The 18232-nt window shown below is 69.8% G+C and carries 16 protein-coding genes and 1 tRNA gene; 10 read left to right on the forward strand and 7 right to left on the reverse strand.

The features are described from left to right. Positions 1-139: 139 nt before the first annotated feature. Entirely contained in the window at positions 140-1531 is a 1392-nt protein-coding gene (locus tag Leucomu_RS01375) for an aspartate aminotransferase family protein (RefSeq protein ID WP_128386097.1), read from the forward strand. Between the two features lie 90 nt (positions 1532-1621). Continuing rightward, on the forward strand, positions 1622-2998 hold the full coding sequence (locus tag Leucomu_RS01380; RefSeq protein ID WP_128386098.1) for an NAD-dependent succinate-semialdehyde dehydrogenase: 1377 nt from the start codon (positions 1622-1624) through the stop codon (positions 2996-2998). 134 nt (positions 2999-3132) lie between these two features. Here Leucomu_RS01380 and Leucomu_RS01385 read toward each other — a convergent pair whose 3' ends face one another. Beyond that, positions 3133-3657 carry a VOC family protein gene (locus tag Leucomu_RS01385; RefSeq protein ID WP_128386099.1) on the reverse strand — a complete coding sequence of 175 codons (525 nt, stop codon included), beginning with the start codon at positions 3655-3657 and terminating at the stop codon, positions 3133-3135. Between the two features lie 270 nt (positions 3658-3927). Here Leucomu_RS01385 and Leucomu_RS01390 point away from each other — a divergent pair, with 270 nt between their 5' ends. Together Leucomu_RS01390 and Leucomu_RS01395 are read left to right on the forward strand one after the other, a co-directional pair. Further along, positions 3928-4389, forward strand: coding sequence for a MarR family winged helix-turn-helix transcriptional regulator (locus Leucomu_RS01390; RefSeq protein ID WP_228407180.1), 462 nt, complete (start codon positions 3928-3930; stop codon positions 4387-4389). 196 nt (positions 4390-4585) lie between these two features. Then, entirely contained in the window at positions 4586-5785 is a 1200-nt protein-coding gene (locus Leucomu_RS01395) for an MFS transporter (RefSeq protein ID WP_128386101.1), read from the forward strand. Between the two features lie 236 nt (positions 5786-6021). Here Leucomu_RS01395 and Leucomu_RS01400 read toward each other — a convergent pair whose 3' ends face one another. The 3 genes from Leucomu_RS01400 to Leucomu_RS01410 all read right to left on the reverse strand — a co-directional run bounded on the left by Leucomu_RS01400 (position 6022) and on the right by Leucomu_RS01410 (position 8456). Continuing rightward, positions 6022-6720, reverse strand: coding sequence for a CE1759 family FMN reductase (locus Leucomu_RS01400; RefSeq protein ID WP_128386102.1), 699 nt, complete (start codon positions 6718-6720; stop codon positions 6022-6024). A 67-nt stretch (positions 6721-6787) separates the two neighbouring features. Continuing rightward, entirely contained in the window at positions 6788-7243 is a 456-nt protein-coding gene (locus tag Leucomu_RS01405; protein WP_128386103.1) for a MarR family winged helix-turn-helix transcriptional regulator, read from the reverse strand. Positions 7244-7268: 25 nt separating this feature from the next. Further along, complete coding sequence (locus Leucomu_RS01410) at positions 7269-8456, reverse strand: LLM class flavin-dependent oxidoreductase (protein WP_128386104.1); 1188 nt, start codon at positions 8454-8456, stop codon at positions 7269-7271. Positions 8457-8724: 268 nt separating this feature from the next. Between Leucomu_RS01410 and Leucomu_RS01415 the strand changes: the two genes are divergently transcribed. The 3 genes from Leucomu_RS01415 to Leucomu_RS01425 are packed head-to-tail and all read left to right on the forward strand — an operon-like array spanning position 8725 to position 12481. Beyond that, the gene (locus Leucomu_RS01415; protein WP_128386105.1) at positions 8725-9465 is read left to right on the forward strand and encodes an ATP-binding cassette domain-containing protein; all 741 of its coding nucleotides are present in this window, start codon (positions 8725-8727) and stop codon (positions 9463-9465) included. 32 nt (positions 9466-9497) lie between these two features. Beyond that, entirely contained in the window at positions 9498-11897 is a 2400-nt protein-coding gene (locus Leucomu_RS01420; RefSeq protein WP_128386106.1) for a YhgE/Pip domain-containing protein, read from the forward strand. A gap of 14 nt (positions 11898-11911) precedes the next feature. Continuing rightward, entirely contained in the window at positions 11912-12481 is a 570-nt protein-coding gene (locus tag Leucomu_RS01425) for a TetR/AcrR family transcriptional regulator (protein WP_128386107.1), read from the forward strand. Between the two features lie 92 nt (positions 12482-12573). Here Leucomu_RS01425 and Leucomu_RS01430 read toward each other — a convergent pair whose 3' ends face one another. Further along, positions 12574-13776: a pyridoxal phosphate-dependent aminotransferase gene (locus Leucomu_RS01430; RefSeq protein ID WP_128386108.1), complete on the reverse strand. Its 1203-nt coding sequence runs from the start codon at positions 13774-13776 to the stop codon at positions 12574-12576. A gap of 225 nt (positions 13777-14001) precedes the next feature. Between Leucomu_RS01430 and Leucomu_RS01435 the strand changes: the two genes are divergently transcribed. The 3 genes from Leucomu_RS01435 (at position 14002) to nusG (ending at position 15260) form a co-directional block, all read left to right on the forward strand. Next, positions 14002-14077 (forward strand) — tRNA-Trp (locus Leucomu_RS01435). A gap of 51 nt (positions 14078-14128) precedes the next feature. Beyond that, positions 14129-14404, forward strand: a complete 276-nt coding sequence (secE, locus tag Leucomu_RS01440; protein ID WP_017884359.1) for a preprotein translocase subunit SecE — start codon at positions 14129-14131, stop codon at positions 14402-14404. Between the two features lie 55 nt (positions 14405-14459). Further along, positions 14460-15260 carry a transcription termination/antitermination protein NusG gene (gene nusG / locus Leucomu_RS01445; protein WP_128386109.1) on the forward strand — a complete coding sequence of 267 codons (801 nt, stop codon included), beginning with the start codon at positions 14460-14462 and terminating at the stop codon, positions 15258-15260. 304 nt (positions 15261-15564) lie between these two features. Here the strand turns inward: nusG and Leucomu_RS01450 are convergent, their stop codons facing one another. Together Leucomu_RS01450 and Leucomu_RS01455 are read right to left on the reverse strand one after the other, a co-directional pair. Continuing rightward, positions 15565-16158, reverse strand: a complete 594-nt coding sequence (locus Leucomu_RS01450) for an endonuclease domain-containing protein (protein WP_228407183.1) — start codon at positions 16156-16158, stop codon at positions 15565-15567. Between the two features lie 552 nt (positions 16159-16710). Then, positions 16711-17964 (reverse strand): IS256 family transposase, encoded by a 1254-nt coding sequence (locus Leucomu_RS01455; RefSeq protein ID WP_228407350.1) that lies wholly within the window; start codon positions 17962-17964, stop codon positions 16711-16713. Between the last annotated feature and the right edge of the window lie 268 nt (positions 17965-18232).

Raw genomic sequence — 18232 nt, forward strand, 5'->3', positions numbered from 1 at the left:
TCGCCTCCTGCGCGCGGCTACGATCTGCGACACGCACCCTGGCTCCGCGGCGGGGGCGGATCTCCGCCCCCGCTTCCCCTCCTTCGTGTGGGATCCTGGATCCCGACGACCGAAACCATCACGTGAAATAAGGAATCAGATGACCGACTTCATCGACCTGAACGGTGCGGAGCAGAGCTTCGGCGACACCGACGCGCAGCGCGAGGTGCGCCAGAACGACCGCGACTACGTCTTCCACTCGTGGTCGGCGCAGGCGCAGATCAACCCGCTGCCCGTCGCCAAGGGCGAGGGCGTGCGCTTCTGGGACTACGACGGCAAGGAGTACCTCGACTTCTCCTCGCAGCTCGTGAACCTCAACCTCGGTCATCAGCATCCCGGCCTCGTGAAGGCGATCCAGGATCAGGCCGGCCGCATGGCCACGATCCAGCCCGCGATGGCGAACGACGTGCGCGGCGAGCTCGCGAAGCGCGTCGTCGAGCACTCGTTCGAGGGCGCCCGCTCGGTGTTCTTCACGAACGGCGGAGCCGACGCCAACGAGTACGCGGTGCGCATGGCCCGTCACCACACCGGCCGCCAGAAGGTGCTCGCCCGCTACCGCTCGTACCACGGCTCCACCGCGACCGCGATCACCCTCACGGGCGAGCCTCGGCGCTGGGCGAACGGCACCCCCGACGCGGGCGTCGTGCACTTCTTCGGCCCCTACCCGTACCGCTCCGAGTTCTACGCCGAGACGCCCGAGCAGGAGACCGAGCGCGCTCTGCAGCACCTCGAGCACACCATCCAGCTCGAGGGCCCGAACACCATCGCCGCCATCATCCTCGAGAGCGTGACCGGCACCAACGGCATCCTCGTGCCCACCCCCGGCTACCTCGAGGGCGTGCGCGAGCTTTGCGACAGGCACGGCATCGTGATGATCTGCGACGAGGTCATGGCGGGCTTCGGCCGCACGGGCGAGTGGTTCGCCTTCCAGGCCTTCGGTGTCACCCCCGACCTCGTCACCTTCGCCAAGGGCGTCAACTCGGGCTACGTGCCGCTCGGCGGCGTCGTCATCTCCGAGGCGATCCACAACACCTTCGCCGATCGCTCGTTCCCGGGCGGCCTCACATACAGCGGCCACCCCCTCGGCGCAGCAGCAGGTGTCGCCACCTTCGACATCTTCGAGGAGGAGCAGATCCTCGAGCGCGTGCGCGATCTGGGCGAGCGAGTCGTCGAGCCCCGCCTGCGCGAGCTCGCCGAGAAGCACCCGTCGATCGGCGAGGTGCGCGGCAAGGGCCTGTTCTGGGCGCTCGAGCTCGTGCTCGACCGCGAGACCCGGGATCCGCTCGTGCCGTTCAACGCGGCCGGCGAGGCCGCGGCGCCGTTCAACGCCGTCGTCGCCGCCTGCAAGAACGCCGGCCTGTGGCCGTTCGCGGCCGGCAACCGCCTGCAGATCGCCCCGCCGCTGATCATCAGCGAGGAGGATCTGGTGACGGGTCTCGACATCATCGACGAGGCGCTGAGCGTCGCCGACGGCTACTACACCGGGAAGTAGCCCCACCCCGCATCGAGCGCCCGAGCGGTGCAGCGGCCATGGCGGCCGCTGCACCGCTGAGGCGTATATACGACCAACCTAAGGAGCATCATGGCCAAGTACCGAGTGCAGAACCCCGCGACGGGCGAGATCGTCGAGACCTTCGACAGCGCGACCGACGCCGACATCGAGGCCGCCGTCGCGAGCGCCGACGCGGTCTACCGCGAGTGGCGCGAGAAGAGCGTGCAGGAGCGCGCCGCCGTCGTGAAGCGCGCCGCCGAGATCTTCGAGGAGCGCAAGGACGAGCTCGCCCGGATCATCGCGACCGAGATGGGCAAGTCGATCGCCGAGTCGATCGACGAGGTCGAGTTCGCGCGCGACATCATCGAGTACTACGCGGTGCACGGCCCGAGCCTCATCACCGACTACGAGATCCCGAGCACGATCCCAGGCAAGGCCTACGTCGAGCACCGCCCCATCGGCGTGCTGCTCGGTGTCATGCCCTGGAACTTCCCCTACTACCAGGTCGCCCGCTTCGCGGCGCCGAACCTGCTGCTCGGCAACACGATCCTGCTGAAGCACGCCGACATCTGCGCGCGGTCGTCGCTCACCGTGCAGGAGATCTTCGAGGAGGCCGGCGTGCCCGTCGGCGGGTACCAGAACGTGTTCGCCTCGCACGGTCAGATCGCGTCGATGATCGCCGATCCCCGCGTACAGGGCGTCTCGCTGACCGGTTCGGAGCGTGCGGGCGCGATCATCGGCGCGCAGGCCGGCGAGCACCTCAAGAAGTGCGTGCTCGAGCTCGGCGGCATCGACCCGATGGTGGTGCTCGACAGCGACGACGTCGCGGCGACCGCGGCCGAGGCGTGGAACTTCCGCGTCTACAACGGCGGCCAGGTCTGCAACTCGAACAAGCGCCTGATCGTCATGGACGACATCTACGACGAGTTCGTCGCCGAGCTCAAGAAGCTGGCAGAGGGGCTCGTGCCGGGTGACCAGCTGAACCTCGCCGAGGGCGAGTTCGCACCGCTGTCGACCCGCGTCGCGGCCGAGACCGTGCACGCGCAGGTGCAGAAGGCCGTCTCCGAGGGAGCGACGCTCGAGGCGGGCGGCGTGCTCTCGGACGGTCCGGCGGCCTACTACTCGCCCGCCGTGCTCACGGGCGTGCCGCGCGACTCGGAGTCGTACGGCGAGGAGATCTTCGGGCCCGTCGCCACCGTCTACCGGGTGTCGAGCGACGAGGAGGCGCTCGAACTCGCGAACGACTGCGCGCTCGGCCTGGGCGGTTCCGTCTTCTCGACCGACGAGGCGCGCGCAGCGCGCGTCGCCTCGCGGCTCGAGGTGGGCATGTCGCACGTCAACACGATCGCGGCCGAGGCGGCGGAGATCCCGTTCGGCGGGGTGAAGCGCTCGGGCTTCGGCCGCGAGATGGGCCCGCTCGGCATCGGCGAGTTCGCGAACAAGCGCCTCTTCTTCGTGGCGGCGTAGGCGGTCGCGGAGACGCGCCCGCGGGCGCGGTGAAGGGGGCAGGATCGGTGATCCCGCCCCTTCGGCGTTTCCGGGAGGCGGATCGCGATCCGCCGTGACGAATCGTCGGCCCGGTCGTGGGCCAGTGGCTCTGCTCAGCGGCCGGGAGCGGTATCCGTGTCGGGACCGTGCTCATCGGTGTAGCTGCCGGGGCCGTGATGGTCGCTGTTGGTTCCCGGAACGGGGTCCGGGCCGGCGCCGTGCTGGTCGGTGTAGGCTCCGGGGCCCTCTTCCGCGGCCTGGGCCTCCATGTAGGAGAATTCGAGGTTGTTGCCGTCGGGATCCTGCATGCTGCGCTGGTACATGAAGCCGTAGTCCTGCGGGGCGCCGTTCTCGACGCCGCCGGCGGCGAGGCCGGCCTCGACCGTCGAGTCGACGTGCGCGCGGGAGTCCCGGCTGAGCGCCACGATCACCTGCGCGCTCTCGCGCGGGTCGGCGAGGGGCTTGTCGGTGAACTGTGCGAAGTGCTCGCGGGTGAGCATCATGAAGAAGGTTTGGTCGTCCCAGACGACGCAGGCGGCGTTCTCGTCGGTGAACATCGGGTTGATGCTGCATCCGAGTGCCGTGTAGAAGGCTTTGCTGCGGTCGAGGTCGGTGGTGGTCAGATTGACGAAGATCATGGGAGGCTCCTCTGGCTCGTTCGTCGTCGGTGCTGCCAGCCTGCAGGGAACACCTGCGCGCGTCAAGGGTGCGCGGCGGATCGCGGGCGGGCGCAGTTCAGGCAGGGGATCGCAGCTCAGACGGAGGTTCTGCGCCGAATCGACCTCCTGAGCTGAGATCTCCGGTCTGAACTGCGGAGATCCTTCGCGGGGTGGGGGCTCGGCAGGTCGGCGCTCCGCCGATCATCATTTGCATAGCTTTACTATGCAAATGGGCGTATAGTGGTCGCTGTGATCGAGAAGAACGGTAAGAACGCATCGGGTCTCGATGCGCTTGCGCTTGAACTCACGCGCACCAGCGGCCGCTTCGCGCGCATCGCGGGGCGCACCGCCGGGGTGGGCTACTCCCTGGTCGCCTGGCGGGTGCTGGCCGACCTCGAACAGACCGGCTCGGCGCGGGTCAGCGAACTCGCGCAGCAGCAGCGCGTGGCACAGCCCTCCATGACCGGGCTCGTGCAGCGGCTCGAGCACGAGGGCTGGGTCGACCGCAGCCCCGACCCCGATGACGGCCGCGCCTCCCGCGTGGCCATCACCGAGGCCGGCCGAGCCGCGCTCGACGAGTACCGGCGCATCGCCGCCGACCGGGTGCGACCCCACCTCGGCGAACTCTCCGACTTCGACCGCGCCACGCTCGCCCGAGCGGTCGAGCTGATGCAGCAGCTGAGCGAGCGGATCGGCGATCCGCGGGCCTGATCCGCACCTCGCCGCCACCACACCCCATCCACCCCGAGGAGCCACCACGTCCACCGTCACCGAATCCACGCCCGCCACCGGATCCATCCCGGTTCCCGACCCGACCGCGCCGGGGCCCGCCCCCGCGCGCAAGGCGTCGATCCTGCGTCAGCCCACCGCCGTCTGGGCGATCGCCTTCGCCTGCGCGATCTCCTTCATGGGCATCGGCCTCGTCGACCCGATCCTGCCGGCCATCAGCCATGAACTGGGTGCGAGCGCCAGCCAGACCATGCTGCTCTTCACGAGCTACCTCTTCATCACGGGCATCGCGATGTTCTTCACGAGCTGGGTCTCCGGGCTCATCGGCGTGCGCTGGACGCTCGTGACGGGCCTCGTGCTGATCGTGGTCTTCGCCGCCCTTGCGGGAGCCTCCGGTACGGTCGGCGAGATCATCGGGTTCCGCGCCGGCTGGGGCCTCGGCAACGCGCTCTTCATCTCGACCGCGCTCGCCGCGATCGTCGGCGCCGCCTCGGGCGGATCGCGCCAGGCGATCGTGCTCTACGAAGCCGCACTCGGCGTCGGCATGGCCATCGGCCCGCTCGTGGGCGGCGCCCTCGGATCCATCTCGTGGCGAGGCCCGTTCTTCGGCACCGCCGTGCTCATGGCGGTCGCGCTGCTGGCGATCCTGGTGCTGCTGCGCACCCCGAAGCAGACCGCCGAGCAGCGCGCCGCGGCCCGGGCCGAGCGGCCCTCGCTCGTCGCCGGATTCAAGGCCCTCGGCAACCCCGCGCTGCTCGCACTGGCCGCGGTCGCGTTCTTCTACAACTTCGGCTTCTTCGTGCTGCTCGCCTACAGCCCCTACCCCATGGAGGCCGCGGCGAAGGCCGCGGGCGTGGCGGCGTTCGGCGTGCACGAGCTGGGCCTCGTCTTCTTCGGCTGGGGCCTCGCCCTCGCGATCACCTCGGTGCTCGTCGCCCCCGTGCTGACGCGCCGATTCGGTCTGCGGCCCGTGCTCTTCACGATGCTCGGGGGCCTCACGATCTGCCTCGTGCTGCTCGGCGTCTTCGTGCATTCGCTGCCGGGGCTCGTCACGGTCGTGGTGGTGAGCGGCCTGCTGCTGGGCGTGATGAACACCGCGCTCACCGAGGCGGTGATGGTGGCGACCGACCTGCCGCGCAACGTGGCGTCGTCGACCTACTCGGCAGTGCGCTTCATCGGCGGCGCCATCGCACCCGCCGTGGCGGGCCCCCTCGCCGCGGCCCTGGGCGCGCCCGCGCCCTACTGGATCGGCGCCGCTTCGCTCGTGGTCTCGATCGTCGTGCTCGCGAGCGTCGGCCACCTGCTGCACCGGGTCGGCTCGCCTCACGAGACCGCCGAGGAGGAGGCCGCCGCGATCTCGGCCGGCGACGCCGCGTAGGGCTTCCGCGGGGCGATCCGAACGCCGCGCGACGGGGTCGGGTCGGCGTCTCCGAGCCGCGCAGGCAGTCCCCGCCTCTCCGTGGGAGCAACTCGAGTGGGCGAACAGTGCCCCGATTCGGAGCGATCGGAGCACTCTTCGCCCTCTCGCGCGCGCAGCGGGGCCCGTGGATCTCGAGTTGAGCGAGGCGGCCGGAGTCGGGCGCCCGCCCGCTGCGACGCGCGGGCCCGGGGCGTTCAGCCCCCGGTCGCCAGCCGCATGAGGTCGGTGTCGAGGTCGATGCCGAGCTCGGTGCCTCCCGCGCTGCCGAAGGAGTGCTGGTATCCGCCCCACGAGTCGCCGCGCACCGTCTCGCGGAAGCCGCCCGCGATCAGCGCGATCAGCTCGGCCGCCGCGCGGTTGATGCGCTTGCCGAGGTCGCCGCTGTTCCAGTCCTCGGGGGCGGCGAAGAGCGACGTGGGCGCGGTGACGGTGCGCAGGTAGGCGAAGAGCCCGCGCAGCTGGTCGTCGACCACGAGCGCGTGGCGCGAGCTGCCGGCGGTCGCCGCGAGCACGACGGGCGTGCCGATGAGCAGGTCGTTGTCGAGCGCCTGGAAGAACGAGGTGAACAGCCCGCTGGGGCCCGCCTTGTAGACGGGTGTCGACACGACGAGCGCGTCGGCGTCGCGCAGCGCGTCGCTCGCCTCCTGCAGTGCGGGTGAGACGTGCTGCGAGACGAGGGCGGTCGTGATGTCCTGCGCGAGCGCGCGCAGGTCGACGAACCGCACCCGCAGTTCGATGCCGCGCTGCGCGGCGAGCGCCGCGGCGCGATCGGCGATGCGGCTCGCGAACATCGAGGTGGTGGAGGGGTCGCTCGTGCCTGCGCTGATGACCGCGAGGGTGCGGGCTTCGGGGCGCTCGGCGCCGGCGGCGGGCGTGTCGAGGGTGTGCAGCATGGGGGCTCCTCGGGTGAAGGGTGATGGAAAGCTGTGGTCGGGGAGGCGGGCGGTGCCCGCCGAGGGCCTACGAGTCGCGCTCGGGCCGGGATGCGAGCTTGCCGCAGAGCGCGCGCAGATCCCGCATCTCCTCGGGTGAGAGGGCGGCGCCGAGCTCGCGGCCCACGCTCTTCGCGTGCGCACGCCCGGTTTCGCGCTGCACGCGCGCGCCCTCCTCGGTGAGCGAGATGCGCACGGCCCGGCCGTCGTCGGGGTCGGTCTCGCGGTGCAGCAGGCCGCGGGCGACGAGCCGGTCGATCATGCGCGAGAGTGCGGGCTGGCTGAGCAGCACGCCGTCCTGGACCTCGCAGAGGCGCATGGGGCCGTCCCCTTTCGCGAGCGTGTAGAGCACGTCGTACTCCCGCATGGCGGCCTCCTGCCACATGCTCTCGCTCGCGAAGATCGCCGTGAGCCGCGCGTGCGCGGTCATGAGCGACTCCCAGGCCTCGTTCGCGAGTCTGAGATCGATGCGTTCGGTGTTCATGGGATTCTCCGATCGAGGGGGCGGATCAGCGGAGGCCGAATGCGGCCCCTGATCCGCCCGCGCTGTCGAGGTAGGGCGATCCGCCCGTCACGTTATCACCGCGGTTCGCGCGCGGTCGCGGCTGCCGGGGGGCCTCGTCGCCGTACTTGGCGCGCACGAGGCTCGCGTGGGTCGGCGATTCGGGCACCTCGGGGTCGCGGCGTGCGGCGAGCTCGCGGCGCAGCACCGGAACGACCTCCTCGCCCAGCAGGTCGAGCTGCTCGAGCACGGTCTTGAGCGGCAGGCCGGCGTGGTCGATGAGGAACATCTGGCGCTGGTAGTCGCCGAAGGTCTCGCGGAACGTGAGGGTCTTGTCGATGACCTCCTGCGGGCTGCCGACGCTCAGCGGGGTCTGGGTCATGAAGTCCTCCATGCGCGGCCCGTGGCCGTAGACCGGGGCCTCGTCGAAGTAGGGGCGGAAGCCGTCGATCGCATCCTGCGACTTCTTCGCGATGAAGGTCTGCCCGCCGAGGCCGACGATCGCCTGCTTGGCGCTGCCGTGCCCGTAGTGCTCGTAGCGCTCTCGGTAGAAGTCGATGAGGCGCAGCGAGTGCTCGGACGGCCAGAAGATGTGGTTCGCGAAGAAGCCGTCGCCGTAGTAGGCGGCCTGTTCGGCGATCTCGGGGGTGCGGATCGATCCGTGCCACACGAAGGGTGGCACGTCGTCGAGGGGGCGCGGGGTGCTCGTGAAGCCCTGCAGAGGGGTGCGGAAGTTGCCCTCGTAGTCGACCACGTCTTCGCGCCACAGGCGGTGCAGCAGGTTGTAGTTCTCGAGCGCGAGCGGCAGCGAGCTGCGAATGTCCTTGCCGAACCAGGGGTAGACGGGGACGGTGTTGCCGCGCCCGAGCATGAGGTCCATTCGGCCCCCGGCGAGGTGCTGCAGCATCGCGTACTCCTCGGCGACGCGCACCGGGTCGTTCGTGGTGATGAGGGTGGTGCTCGTGCTGAGCTTCAGGCGCTCGGTCTGCCCGGCGATGTAGGCGAGGAAGGTCGACGGGCTCGACGAGAAGAACGGCGGGTTGTGATGCTCGCCGATGGCGAAGACGTCGAGGCCCACCTCCTCGGCGTGCTTCGCGATGGTCGCGAGGCCCTGAATGCGCTCGGCCTCGCTGGGGGTCTCGCCGCTGACCGGATCGCGGGTCACGTCGCTGACCGAGAAGATCCCGAACTCCATGGGGTGCTCCGTTCTGTTGTTGCGCCCAATTATATGCGCTTGCATGTAAATCTAACGCGGCCGCGCGGAGGTTATTCCCGGGGGTCTCTCCGGTCGACGGAAGCGACTCGAGCGGCGCCGCGGGAGGGGCCGGCCGGCTCTCGTGCGCGCTCTCTCGGCGTGCCGCCGTCCGCCGGTCCGGCGCCTTCGGGGGCCGCGGCCTTGACGGTTCCCCCAGAGAGATTTAGACTGACTAGTCAGTTCAAGAAAATGCATCGAAAGGATCGACGTGAGCAGCAACGAGACCGTCGTCATCGCGGCAGCACCGGGCGAGGACCGCGGGAGGCGCGGATCCGCCACCGCCGGATCCGCCACCGTCGAACTGCGAGCCGCCCACGTGCGCGGCTCCCGAGGGCCCGTCTTCGGGCCCCTCACCGCGACCAGCCGCAGCCTCGTCACCGTCGTGCTCGGCCCCCGCGGCAGCGGGCGCACCTCGCTGCTGCTCTCGATCGCGGGCCGCATGCAGCTGAGCGGCGGATCGCTCAGCACGATGGGCGCGACGAGCCCCGCCGAGATCCGGCGTCTCACCGGACTCGTCGGATTCGAGGCCGTCGACGCGCTCGAACCCGCCGTCACGCTCGGCGCCACGCTGCGCGAGCGGCTGAGCTGGGCACTGCCCTGGTACCGCCGCACGCCGCGCATCACCCCGCAGCTCGCACGCGAACTGCTCGCCGACGCGTTCGGAGACCTCGAGCAGCCGGGTCCGGCCCTGCTCGTGCGCGACCTCAGCCCCTCGGAGGAGATGCTCGTGAGGGTCTCGCTCGCCCTCATCGAGACCCCGCGACTGCTCGTCGTCGACGACTTCGACGCGCTCCGCGACCCCGCCGATCGTGCCCTCATCGCCGAACGTCTGAGCGATCTGGCGCAGCAGGGGATCCGCATCGTGCTGGCGAGCAGCGACCCGGGCGACGCCGCCCTCCTCGAACGAGCGCTCCCGGCGGGCGCCGCCCCCGCCCTCATCGAACTCTGAATCACCGGCCCAGCAGCCCCAGAAAGAACCCCATGTCACTGTTCACCCGCAGCACCGAGCTGAAGCGCTTCCGCCAGGGCGCCCTGCCGAAGATCGCCCTCGGCGTGCTCCTCGTCATCCCGCTCATCTACGGCGCCCTCTACCTCTGGGCGTTCTGGGCACCCACCGACCACCTCGACAAACTGCCCGTCGCGATCGTCAACCTCGACGAACCCGCCGAGAAGCCCGGTGGCTCCGCCCTCGCGGCCGGCGACGACGTGCTCGAGCAGCTGCAGCAGGGCGAGGATCTCGACTGGCAGCCGCTCGACGCCGACGCCGCGGCTCGCGCGGTCGGCGACGGCGACGTCTACTTCTCCGTGACGATCCCGAGCGACTTCTCCCGCACCCTCGCCGGTCTGCAGGACGACCCGAAAGCCGGTGAGATCGAGGTCGTCTACAACGACAACAACTCGTTCCTCGCCTCCACGCTGGGCAAGCAGGCCATGGTGCAGCTGCGCGACGCGGTCGCCCAGACCGCCACGCAGACCGCGGCCGAGCAGGTGCTCGTGGGCGTCGAGCAGCTGAGCGACGGCACCCGCAAGGCCGCCGACGCCGCCGACACGCTCGAGACCGGCACGGCCCAGGTGGCCGACGGCAGCGAGAAGCTGAGCGTGGGTCTCGGGCAGCTCGCCGACGGCACGGCGCAGCTCGCCGGCCAGGCTCCCGCGCTCGTCGACGGCACCCGGCAGCTCGCGAGCGGCGCCGAGCGCGCCCGCGACGGCAGTGCGCAGCTCAACGGGGGCGCCGCGCAGATCTCGGCCAGCGCCGGCGAGGCCGCGAGCAAGTCGGGCGAGCTGCGCGACGGCCTCGGGCAGCTGAGTGCTGGGGCGGGCGCCCTCGCCTCGAAGTCGAACGAACTCGCCGCGGGCAGCCGGGCACTCGCCGAGGGCACGCATCAGCTCGCCGGCGCCGGCGAGAGCCTCGCCGACGGCGCGAACGCGCTCTCCGGCGGTCTCTCGCAGCTCGGCGCGGGGGCGGCCCAACTCGACTCCGCGGCGACCGAGGTGTCGACGGGGGCCGAGGGTGTGAGCTCCGGCGCGGCGCGGGTCGCCACGGGCGCCGAGAGCATCGCGGCGCTCGCCGCCGCGAACCCCTCGATGACGCTCGCCGAACTCGACGCGGTGCTGCAATCGGGCGGATCCTCGATCCAGGCGCTCGCCGACGGTGCGGGCCAGGTCCGCGACGGATCCGCCCAGCTCGCCGACGGCGCCACACGGCTCGCCGCGGGAGCCGCCGATCTCGACGCGTCGACGCAGCAGGCCGTCGGCAGCGCGCAGCAGCTCGCGACCGGAGCCGACGCCCTGCGCGACGGGATCTCCCAGCTCGACGAGAAGGCCGGCCTGCTCGGCACGGGCGCCGCCCAGCTCTCGACCGGAGCCGCGACCCTCGCGGAGAAGAGCGGCACCGCCTACGCGGGCGGCGCGCAGTTCGCCGACAAGCTCTCCGAACTCTCCGGGGGCGCGCAGACCCTCTCGGCGAAGAGCGGGGAGCTCGCGAGCGGTGTGCAGCAGCTCTCCTCCGGCGCGGGCGAGCTCGCGTCGAAGACTCCAGCGCTCGCCGCGGGCGCACAGCAGCTCGACGACGGCGCGCAGCAGGCGAGCGGCAAGTCGCAGCAGCTCGCCGAGGGGGCGGCCGAGGTCGACGCCGGAGCGGCGACCTTCGCCGGGCAGCTCGCCGACGGCGCCGCCGAAGCGCCCGACTTCGCGCCGGGGCAGGGCGACCGCATCGCCGAGACGATGGCCGCGCCGGTGCAGCTCGCCGAGCACACCGAGAACGAGGTGCAGGGCTTCGGAGAGGGCTTCGCCCCGTTCTTCATCGCGCTCGCCTCGTTCGTGGGGGCGCTCATCACCTGGCTGATCCTGAGGCCGCTGCCTCGCCGCCCGCTCGCCTCGAACGTCTCGGGACTGCGATCGGTGCTCACCGGATTCTGGCCGGCCGCCCTCATCGGCGTCGGTCAGGTGGCCATCATGATGCTCGTGCTGGTGTTCGGCATCGGCATGCGGCCCGCGCACTGGATGGGTATGGCCGCCTTCATGCTGCTCGTTACCCTCGCCTTCCTCGCCCTGCAGCAGATGTTCATCGCGCTGCTCGGCACCGCGACCGGCCGCGTGGTGAGTCTCGTGCTGCTGATGCTCATGCTGTCGTCGTCGGGCGGCACCTACCCCGTCGAGACGACCCCCGCCTTCTTCCAGGCGCTGCACCCGTTCATGCCGGCCTCCTACGTGGTCGAGGGGCTGCGGCAGCTCATCGGCGGCGGGATCGACGCCCGGTTCTGGGGGTCGTTGTTCGTGATGGTCGGCGTGCTCGTGGGTTCGCTCGCGATCAGCGCGGTGGCCGCCCGTCGCCAGAAGGTGTGGACGGTGGGGCGGCTGCACCCCGAGCTCGCGATCTAGGCGAAGATGGAACCATGGCACGGGTCAACACGAAGCAGCTCATCACCGAGGCGGCGGTGCGCGTCGCCGCGCAGCACGGGATCAGCGGTGCGTCGATGGATCAGATCGCCGAGGCCGCGGGAGTGGCGAAGGGCAGCCTGTACTACAACTTCTCGTCGAAGGACGCGATCTTCGAGCAGGTGATGCGCGACGGCTTCGAGCGGCTCGGCGCCGCCGTCGACGAGGCGCGATCGCGGGCGGCGGGCGACGCGGCTCGCCTGCCGCGCGCGGTCGCCGCCGCCACCCTCGAGACCCTTCGGGGCAATCTCGACCTCGCCAAGCTCATGGCGTCCGAGATCTTCCGCACCGACCGGGCGTGGGCGGGCGCGATGGAGCTCGCCCGCTCCTCGGTCGTGGTGCGCTACCGAGACGTGCTGCGCGACGCGGAGGCCGCCCGAGGGGGCGGGCGCGCCCCGCACGAGATCACCGAGACCGCGGGCGCCGCCTTCTTCGGCGCGCTCGCGGGCGCTTGCCTCGACTGGCTCCTGTTCCGCCGCGATCAGAGCGTCGACCAGGTGCTCGACCAGGTGCTGCGCGGCTACTGAGGCGGCGGCGCCCGCCTCGCGCAAAAAGGTCGGGCTGCGCCGTCCGGGAGCGATCCCGAGCGGCGCAGCCCGACCCTGCGAGTCTGCCCCTCTTACTCCGAGAGCAGCGCCCGGATGCGGCGCACACCCTCGACGAGCGCCTCGTCGCCCAGCGCGTAGCTGAAGCGCAGGTAGCCCGAGGGGCCGAACGCCTCACCGGGCACCGCGGCGACCTCGGCCTCGGAGAGGATCAGGTCGGCCAGTTCGAGCGAGGTCGCGGGGGTGACGCCGCGGTAGGTCTTGCCGAGCGCCCCGGTCACGTCGACGTAGGCGTAGAAGGCGCCCTCGGGGGTGGGGCAGTTGAAGCCCGGCACGCTGTTGAGCTCTTCGACGATGAGGTTGCGGCGGCGGTCGAAGGCGAGGCGCATCTGCTCGATCGGCTCCTGCGGACCGGTCAGCGCCGCGATCGCCGCGCGCTGCGCGATGTTGTTCACGTTCGAGCAGAGGTGCGACTGCAGGTTCGCCGCGCCCTTCACGATGTCGGCGGGGCCGACCATCCAGCCGAGCCGCCAGCCGGTCATCGCGTAGGTCTTCGCGACGCCGTTCACGAGGATCGTGCGATCCTGCAGCGCGGGCACGGCCTCCACGATGGAGACGGCGCGCACACCGTCGTACACGAGGTTCTGGTAGATCTCGTCGGCCACGATCCACAACCCGTTCGCCTCGGCCCACTCGCCGATCGCCTTCGTCTCCTCGGGAGAGTAGACGGCGCCGGTGGGGTTGGAGGGCGACACGAAGAGCAGCACCTTGGTGCGCTCGGTGCGGGCGGCCTCGAGCTGCTCGACGGTCACCTTGTATCCCTGATCCGCGCCCGCGAACACCTCGACGGGAAGGCCGTCGGCGAGCTGGATCGCCTCGGGGTAGGTGGTCCAGTAGGGCGCGGGCACGAGCACCTCGTCGCCCGGATCGAGCAGCACCTGGAACGACTGGTAGACGGCCTGCTTGCCGCCGTTCGTGACGATCACCTGCGACGCGGGCACCTCCCAGCCCGAATCGCGGGCGGTCTTCGCGGCGATCGCCTCGCGCAGCTCGGGCAGGCCCGTGGCCGCCGTGTAGCGGAAGTTCTTGGGGTCGTCGAGCGCGGCGCGGGCCGCATCGACGATGTGGGCCGGCGTGGGGAAATCGGGCTCGCCTGCGGCGTAGCTGATCACCGGACGGCCCTCGGCCTGGAGGGCCTTCGCCTTCGCGTCGACCTTGAGGGTCGCGGACTCGGCGATGGCGGCGATCTTCTTCGAAAGACGGGAGATGTTGGTCACCCTGACAGACTACCCGCTGAGCGGTGCCGGACGGCGCGTTTCGGAGGGGGATCCCAGGCGCGTCGGCGCCGCCGCGGGCGGGCCCGTCGGGGCTCGCGCGGGGCGCCCCGCGCGCCGTGCCGGTTCGACAAGCGATGCCGGATCGCGTAGAGTGATCCACGGTGATTGACTTTCGCCATAATTTTTCATGCCCAGAGGGCGAAGAGTGATGGTCGTAAATCCCATAGGGCGGTGGCGCAATTGGTAGCGCAGCGGTCTCCAAAACCGCAGGTTGCAGGTTCGAGTCCTGTCCGCCCTGCCACATCCCGTGCGGCGCGAGAGCCCCGGCCGGGTGAGTTGAAAGGACACGCCAGTGAGCAGCAGTGAAGTCGAGGAGAGCGGCGGCGGTCTGGTTGAGCGCGCCAAGGCCGATCGCGCTGCCAAGCGCAATTGGTTCAGCCGGGTGGTGCTGTTCATCCAGCAGGTGATCGCCGAGCTGAAGAAGGTCGTCACCCCGACCCGCAAGGAGCTCATCAACTTCACCATCGTGGTGATCGCGTTCGTTCTGATCATGATGGGCCTCGTGTGGGTGCTCGATCAGGCGTTCGGCTGGGTGACCGTCTTCATCTTCGGAACGCCGCTCGCCTGACCTGCGGGCCGGTGAGCGTCCGATCCCGAATCCCGATCAAGGAAAGCAAGAACAGATGACGAGCGAGAACAACAACCCCGAGGCCGAGCTCGACGCGGCGCTCGACGCGCTGGTGCAGTCGACCGACCCCGTCGCCGACGCCGCGGTGGAGGATGCGCTCGACATCGACAGCGCCGAGGAGGCCGCCGCTGCGGCCAGCGCCATCGTGGACGAGGAGGTCGAGGAGGAGACCGAGGCCGCCGAGGATCCCTACAAGGCGTTCAAGAAGGATCTGCGCCGCCGCCCGGGCAAGTGGTTCGTGATCCACACCTACGCCGGGTACGAGCGCAAGGTGAAGTCGAACCTCTGGAACCGTCGCGAGACGATGGGCGCGGTCGACGACATCTACGAGATCCAGGTCCCCATGGAAGAGGTCATGGAGGTCAAGAACGGCCAGCGCAAGATGGTGACGCGCGTGCGCATCCCCGGCTACGTGCTCGTTCGCATGAACCTCAACGAGACCACCTGGTCGGTCGTGCGTCACACCCCGGGCGTGACGGGCTTCGTCGGCAACGCGCACAACCCCGTGCCGCTGCGCCTCAACGAGGCGTTCGAGATGCTGAAGAGCACCGTCGAGTTCGAGCCGACCGCCGCCGCCAAGGGCAAGGCCGCCGCGACCGCCGCAGCTCAGGGCAACGTCGAGATCGACTTCGAGATCGGCGAGACCATCACCATCAAGTCGGGCTCCTTCGAGGGCCTGCCCGGCACGATCAGCGAGATCAACCCCGCGGCCGGCAAGCTCACCGTGCTCGTCTCGCTCTTCGAGCGCGAGACCCCGGTCGAGCTCAGCTTCGACCAGGTCACCAAGATGGTCTGACCCCCGTTCTTCGGCGAAGGGCCCCGCTTCGGCGGGGCCCTTCGTGTTGCCGTGCCCGCGGACCTTCGTCTGTGCCCGCCTTCGTCCGTGCCCGCGGACCTCCGTCTGTGCCCGCCCTCGTCTGTGCCCGCTTTCGTCCGTGTCCGCGGACCTCCGTCTGTGCCCGCCCTCGTCTGTGCCCGCGGTCCTCCATTCCTTCCTCCCACCTCTTCCCTCCCTTCCCTCACCGATCGACGCTCGAGCACCTGTTTCGTGGCGATCGAGGTGTTTGAACATCGATCGGTGCGCCGCGATGAATGCGGCGCTACCGCGCCAGGTGCAGCCCTCGCGCGAGTGCCTCCAGAATCATCGCCTCGACCTCGTGCCAGCGGTGCACGACCTGCTCGTAACCGACGCGGATCACGCGGTATCCGCGCAGCCTCAGCTCCGCATCGTGCTCGTTGTCGTCCGTCCGCTGTCTGCCCACGTGGTCCCGGCCGTCGATCTGCACCACCAGGCGGTCGCCGATCAGGAAGTCGACGCGACGCCCGTGCGCCCAGCACTGCGGGCGGACCGGGATCCGGAGCCATCTCAGACGGGTGCGAAAGATCGATTCCAAGCCGGAATCGGAGAACGGCGTGCACTCGAGCAGGAGCTTGCGGGCGCGCGGGCCCAGCGGGAGCGCGGCCAGCTTCGGATAGTCGGTGAGCCTCTGCTGCAGCGCGGAGTCCCACACCGCGAGCGCCTCGTCGTGAGGTCGGCACCGGGCGACGCAGTCCAAGGTGTTCTCGAGGTGGTCGGCCAGCAGCCCGGGGCCCCGCGGGATCAGCGGGGCGTGCCAGTGCACGCGCGCGCTTCCGGGCAGATCGACGTGGCGGCCACGCGGCGCGGCCACATGGAGTTCATCGTGTCGCAGCACCCAGAGCCCCAGTCGAGCGGCCTGGGTGACGCAGCTGAGCACGACACCGTGGCGGGCAGCGAGAACGAGTTCGGGATCCGCCGAAGCGAGCGCGAGCCAGCCCCGGCGCGGACGAGACGCCTCCCCGCTCGCGATGCTTCTTCTGATCTGGTGCGGCGAGTGACCGAGGCGTAAGAGACGCGAGGTGCGCGCGACTCCTCCTTCGGTGAGCAGAGACTGTTCGACGGACATGCGTTCAGTGTGCAGCCGTCTCATGCACGGCGCTGCCCGAACAGCCTGAATGTGGAGAAGCTGCTGCGATCCGGCCCCGACTTCGGCTTGTGAGCGGAGTGCGCTGTTCGCTCCAGACGCCCCCGCGAAGCGCGCTTGTTATGCCTCTCGCGATGCCTTCCCGGCACCCTCGTGACGCCGCTTCCCACCCCTTGCAACGACCTTGCAACGACCTTCCAACGCCCTTCGTGATGCCGATCCCTTTGCGATGCCCACCCACGGCACCGATCGACGCTCACGCACGGGTCTGTCCGATAAACGGTGTGTGGGATCCGGCGGTTTTCATTCGTGAGTGGTTTTCTCGAACCGTCCGGCGAAGGTGATCGCGAACGCGTTCAGCGCGGGCTTCCACCTCATCACCCAGCGTGCCCTTCCGCCGCCAGTCGGGTCAAGCGACCGCGTCACGAGGTAGAGACATTTCAGCGCGGCGGCCTCGTTGGGAAAGTGCCCCCGAGCTCTCACGGCGCGCCGATAGCGAGCGTTGATTGACTCGATCGCGTTGGTCGTGCAGATCACCCGCCGGATCTCGACGTCATACTCGAGGAACGGCACGAACTCCGCCCAGCTGTTCTTCCAGAGCTGCACGATCGCCGGATACCGTCCGCCCCACTCGGCGGCGAACTCCTCGAACCGATCCTTCGCCGCCTGCTCCGACGGGGCCGTGTAGACGGGTTTGAGGGAACGGACGATCGCGTCGCGGTGTTGCCGCCCGGCGTAGCGGAAGCTGTTGCGGATCAGATGGACGATGCACTGCTGGACGACCGTTTGCTCCCAAGTGGTGTTGATCGCCTCCGGGAGACCCTTCAGCCCGTCGCAGACCGCGATGAGCACGTCCTCGACACCCCGGTTCTTCAGCTCGGTGAACACCTGCAGCCAGAACCTCGCACCCTCCTGACCGTCACCGGCCCAGATGCCGAGGATGTCGCGTTCCCCGTTCACGGTGACGCCCATCACGACATAGAACGGGGTGTTCCTCACCTGCCCGTCACGGACCTTCACCACGATCGCGTCGACGAAGATCACCGGGTAGAGCGCATCCAACGGCCTGCTCGACCATTCGGCGAGTTCCCCGGCGACCTTCTCGGTGATCCGGCTGATCGTGTCCTTGGAGACCTTCGCCCCATAGACCTCGTCGAAATGCGCAGCGATCTCACCGGTCGTCAACCCCCGAGCGGAAAGGGACAGAACGATCTGATCGATGCCGTCCAGTCGGCGTTTCCGCTTGGGGACGATCACCGGCTCGAACGACCCGTCTCGATCTCGCGGGACTTCGATCTCGACGGGGCCGATCTCTGTCAGCACCGTCTTGACCCGCGTCCCGTTACGCATGTTCTCGCCGATTGGGGTCCCGCCGTGCTCGTGGCCGAGGTGCTCGGTCAACTCGGCATTCAGCGCGGTCTCGAGGACGTTCTTCGTGAGCTGGCTGAGCAGGCCGCCCGGCCCCGTCAGGCTCACGCCCTGCTCCTTCGCCTGCGCGAGCAAGCGTTCTGCGAGTTCTTTCTGATCGATGATCTCCCCGGTCACGGGATCAATCATCTCGTCGTCAACAACGACAGTGGTCGTGTCAGCCACGGCCATCTCCTTTCGGATCAGGCCGGACCCTCACACACCATTATTCAGACAGTCCCTCACGCACCGGTTTTCCCGAGATCGAGGTGCTTGAGCGTCGATCGGTGCCATGGGAAGGGGGACTGGGGGAGGGACAGTGTGAAGGGAAAGGGGCCGGGTCGGCGGGTCAGGTCAGCGCGGTAGGGGCGGGCGCGAGAAAGGGCGGGTGCGAGAAGGACGGGCGAGAGGGGCTGGG

Source organism: Leucobacter muris, assembly GCF_004028235.1.
In the GTDB taxonomy this organism is placed as follows: Bacteria; Actinomycetota; Actinomycetes; order Actinomycetales; family Microbacteriaceae; genus Leucobacter; species Leucobacter muris.

Coding starts and splice junctions, on each gene's coding strand:
- Leucomu_RS01375 (WP_128386097.1), top strand. CDS start 140: ATGACCGACTTCATCGACCTGAACGGTGCGGAGCAGAGCTTCGGCGAC.
- Leucomu_RS01380 (WP_128386098.1), top strand. CDS start 1,622: ATGGCCAAGTACCGAGTGCAGAACCCCGCGACGGGCGAGATCGTCGAG.
- Leucomu_RS01385 (WP_128386099.1), bottom strand. CDS start 3,657: ATGATCTTCGTCAATCTGACCACCACCGACCTCGACCGCAGCAAAGCC.
- Leucomu_RS01395 (WP_128386101.1), top strand. CDS start 4,586: ATGGGCATCGGCCTCGTCGACCCGATCCTGCCGGCCATCAGCCATGAA.
- Leucomu_RS01400 (WP_128386102.1), bottom strand. CDS start 6,720: ATGCTGCACACCCTCGACACGCCCGCCGCCGGCGCCGAGCGCCCCGAA.
- Leucomu_RS01405 (WP_128386103.1), bottom strand. CDS start 7,243: ATGAACACCGAACGCATCGATCTCAGACTCGCGAACGAGGCCTGGGAG.
- Leucomu_RS01410 (WP_128386104.1), bottom strand. CDS start 8,456: ATGGAGTTCGGGATCTTCTCGGTCAGCGACGTGACCCGCGATCCGGTC.
- Leucomu_RS01420 (WP_128386106.1), top strand. CDS start 9,498: ATGTCACTGTTCACCCGCAGCACCGAGCTGAAGCGCTTCCGCCAGGGC.
- Leucomu_RS01425 (WP_128386107.1), top strand. CDS start 11,912: ATGGCACGGGTCAACACGAAGCAGCTCATCACCGAGGCGGCGGTGCGC.
- nusG (WP_128386109.1), top strand. CDS start 14,460: ATGACGAGCGAGAACAACAACCCCGAGGCCGAGCTCGACGCGGCGCTC.
- Leucomu_RS01455 (WP_228407350.1), bottom strand. CDS start 17,964: ATGATTGATCCCGTGACCGGGGAGATCATCGATCAGAAAGAACTCGCA.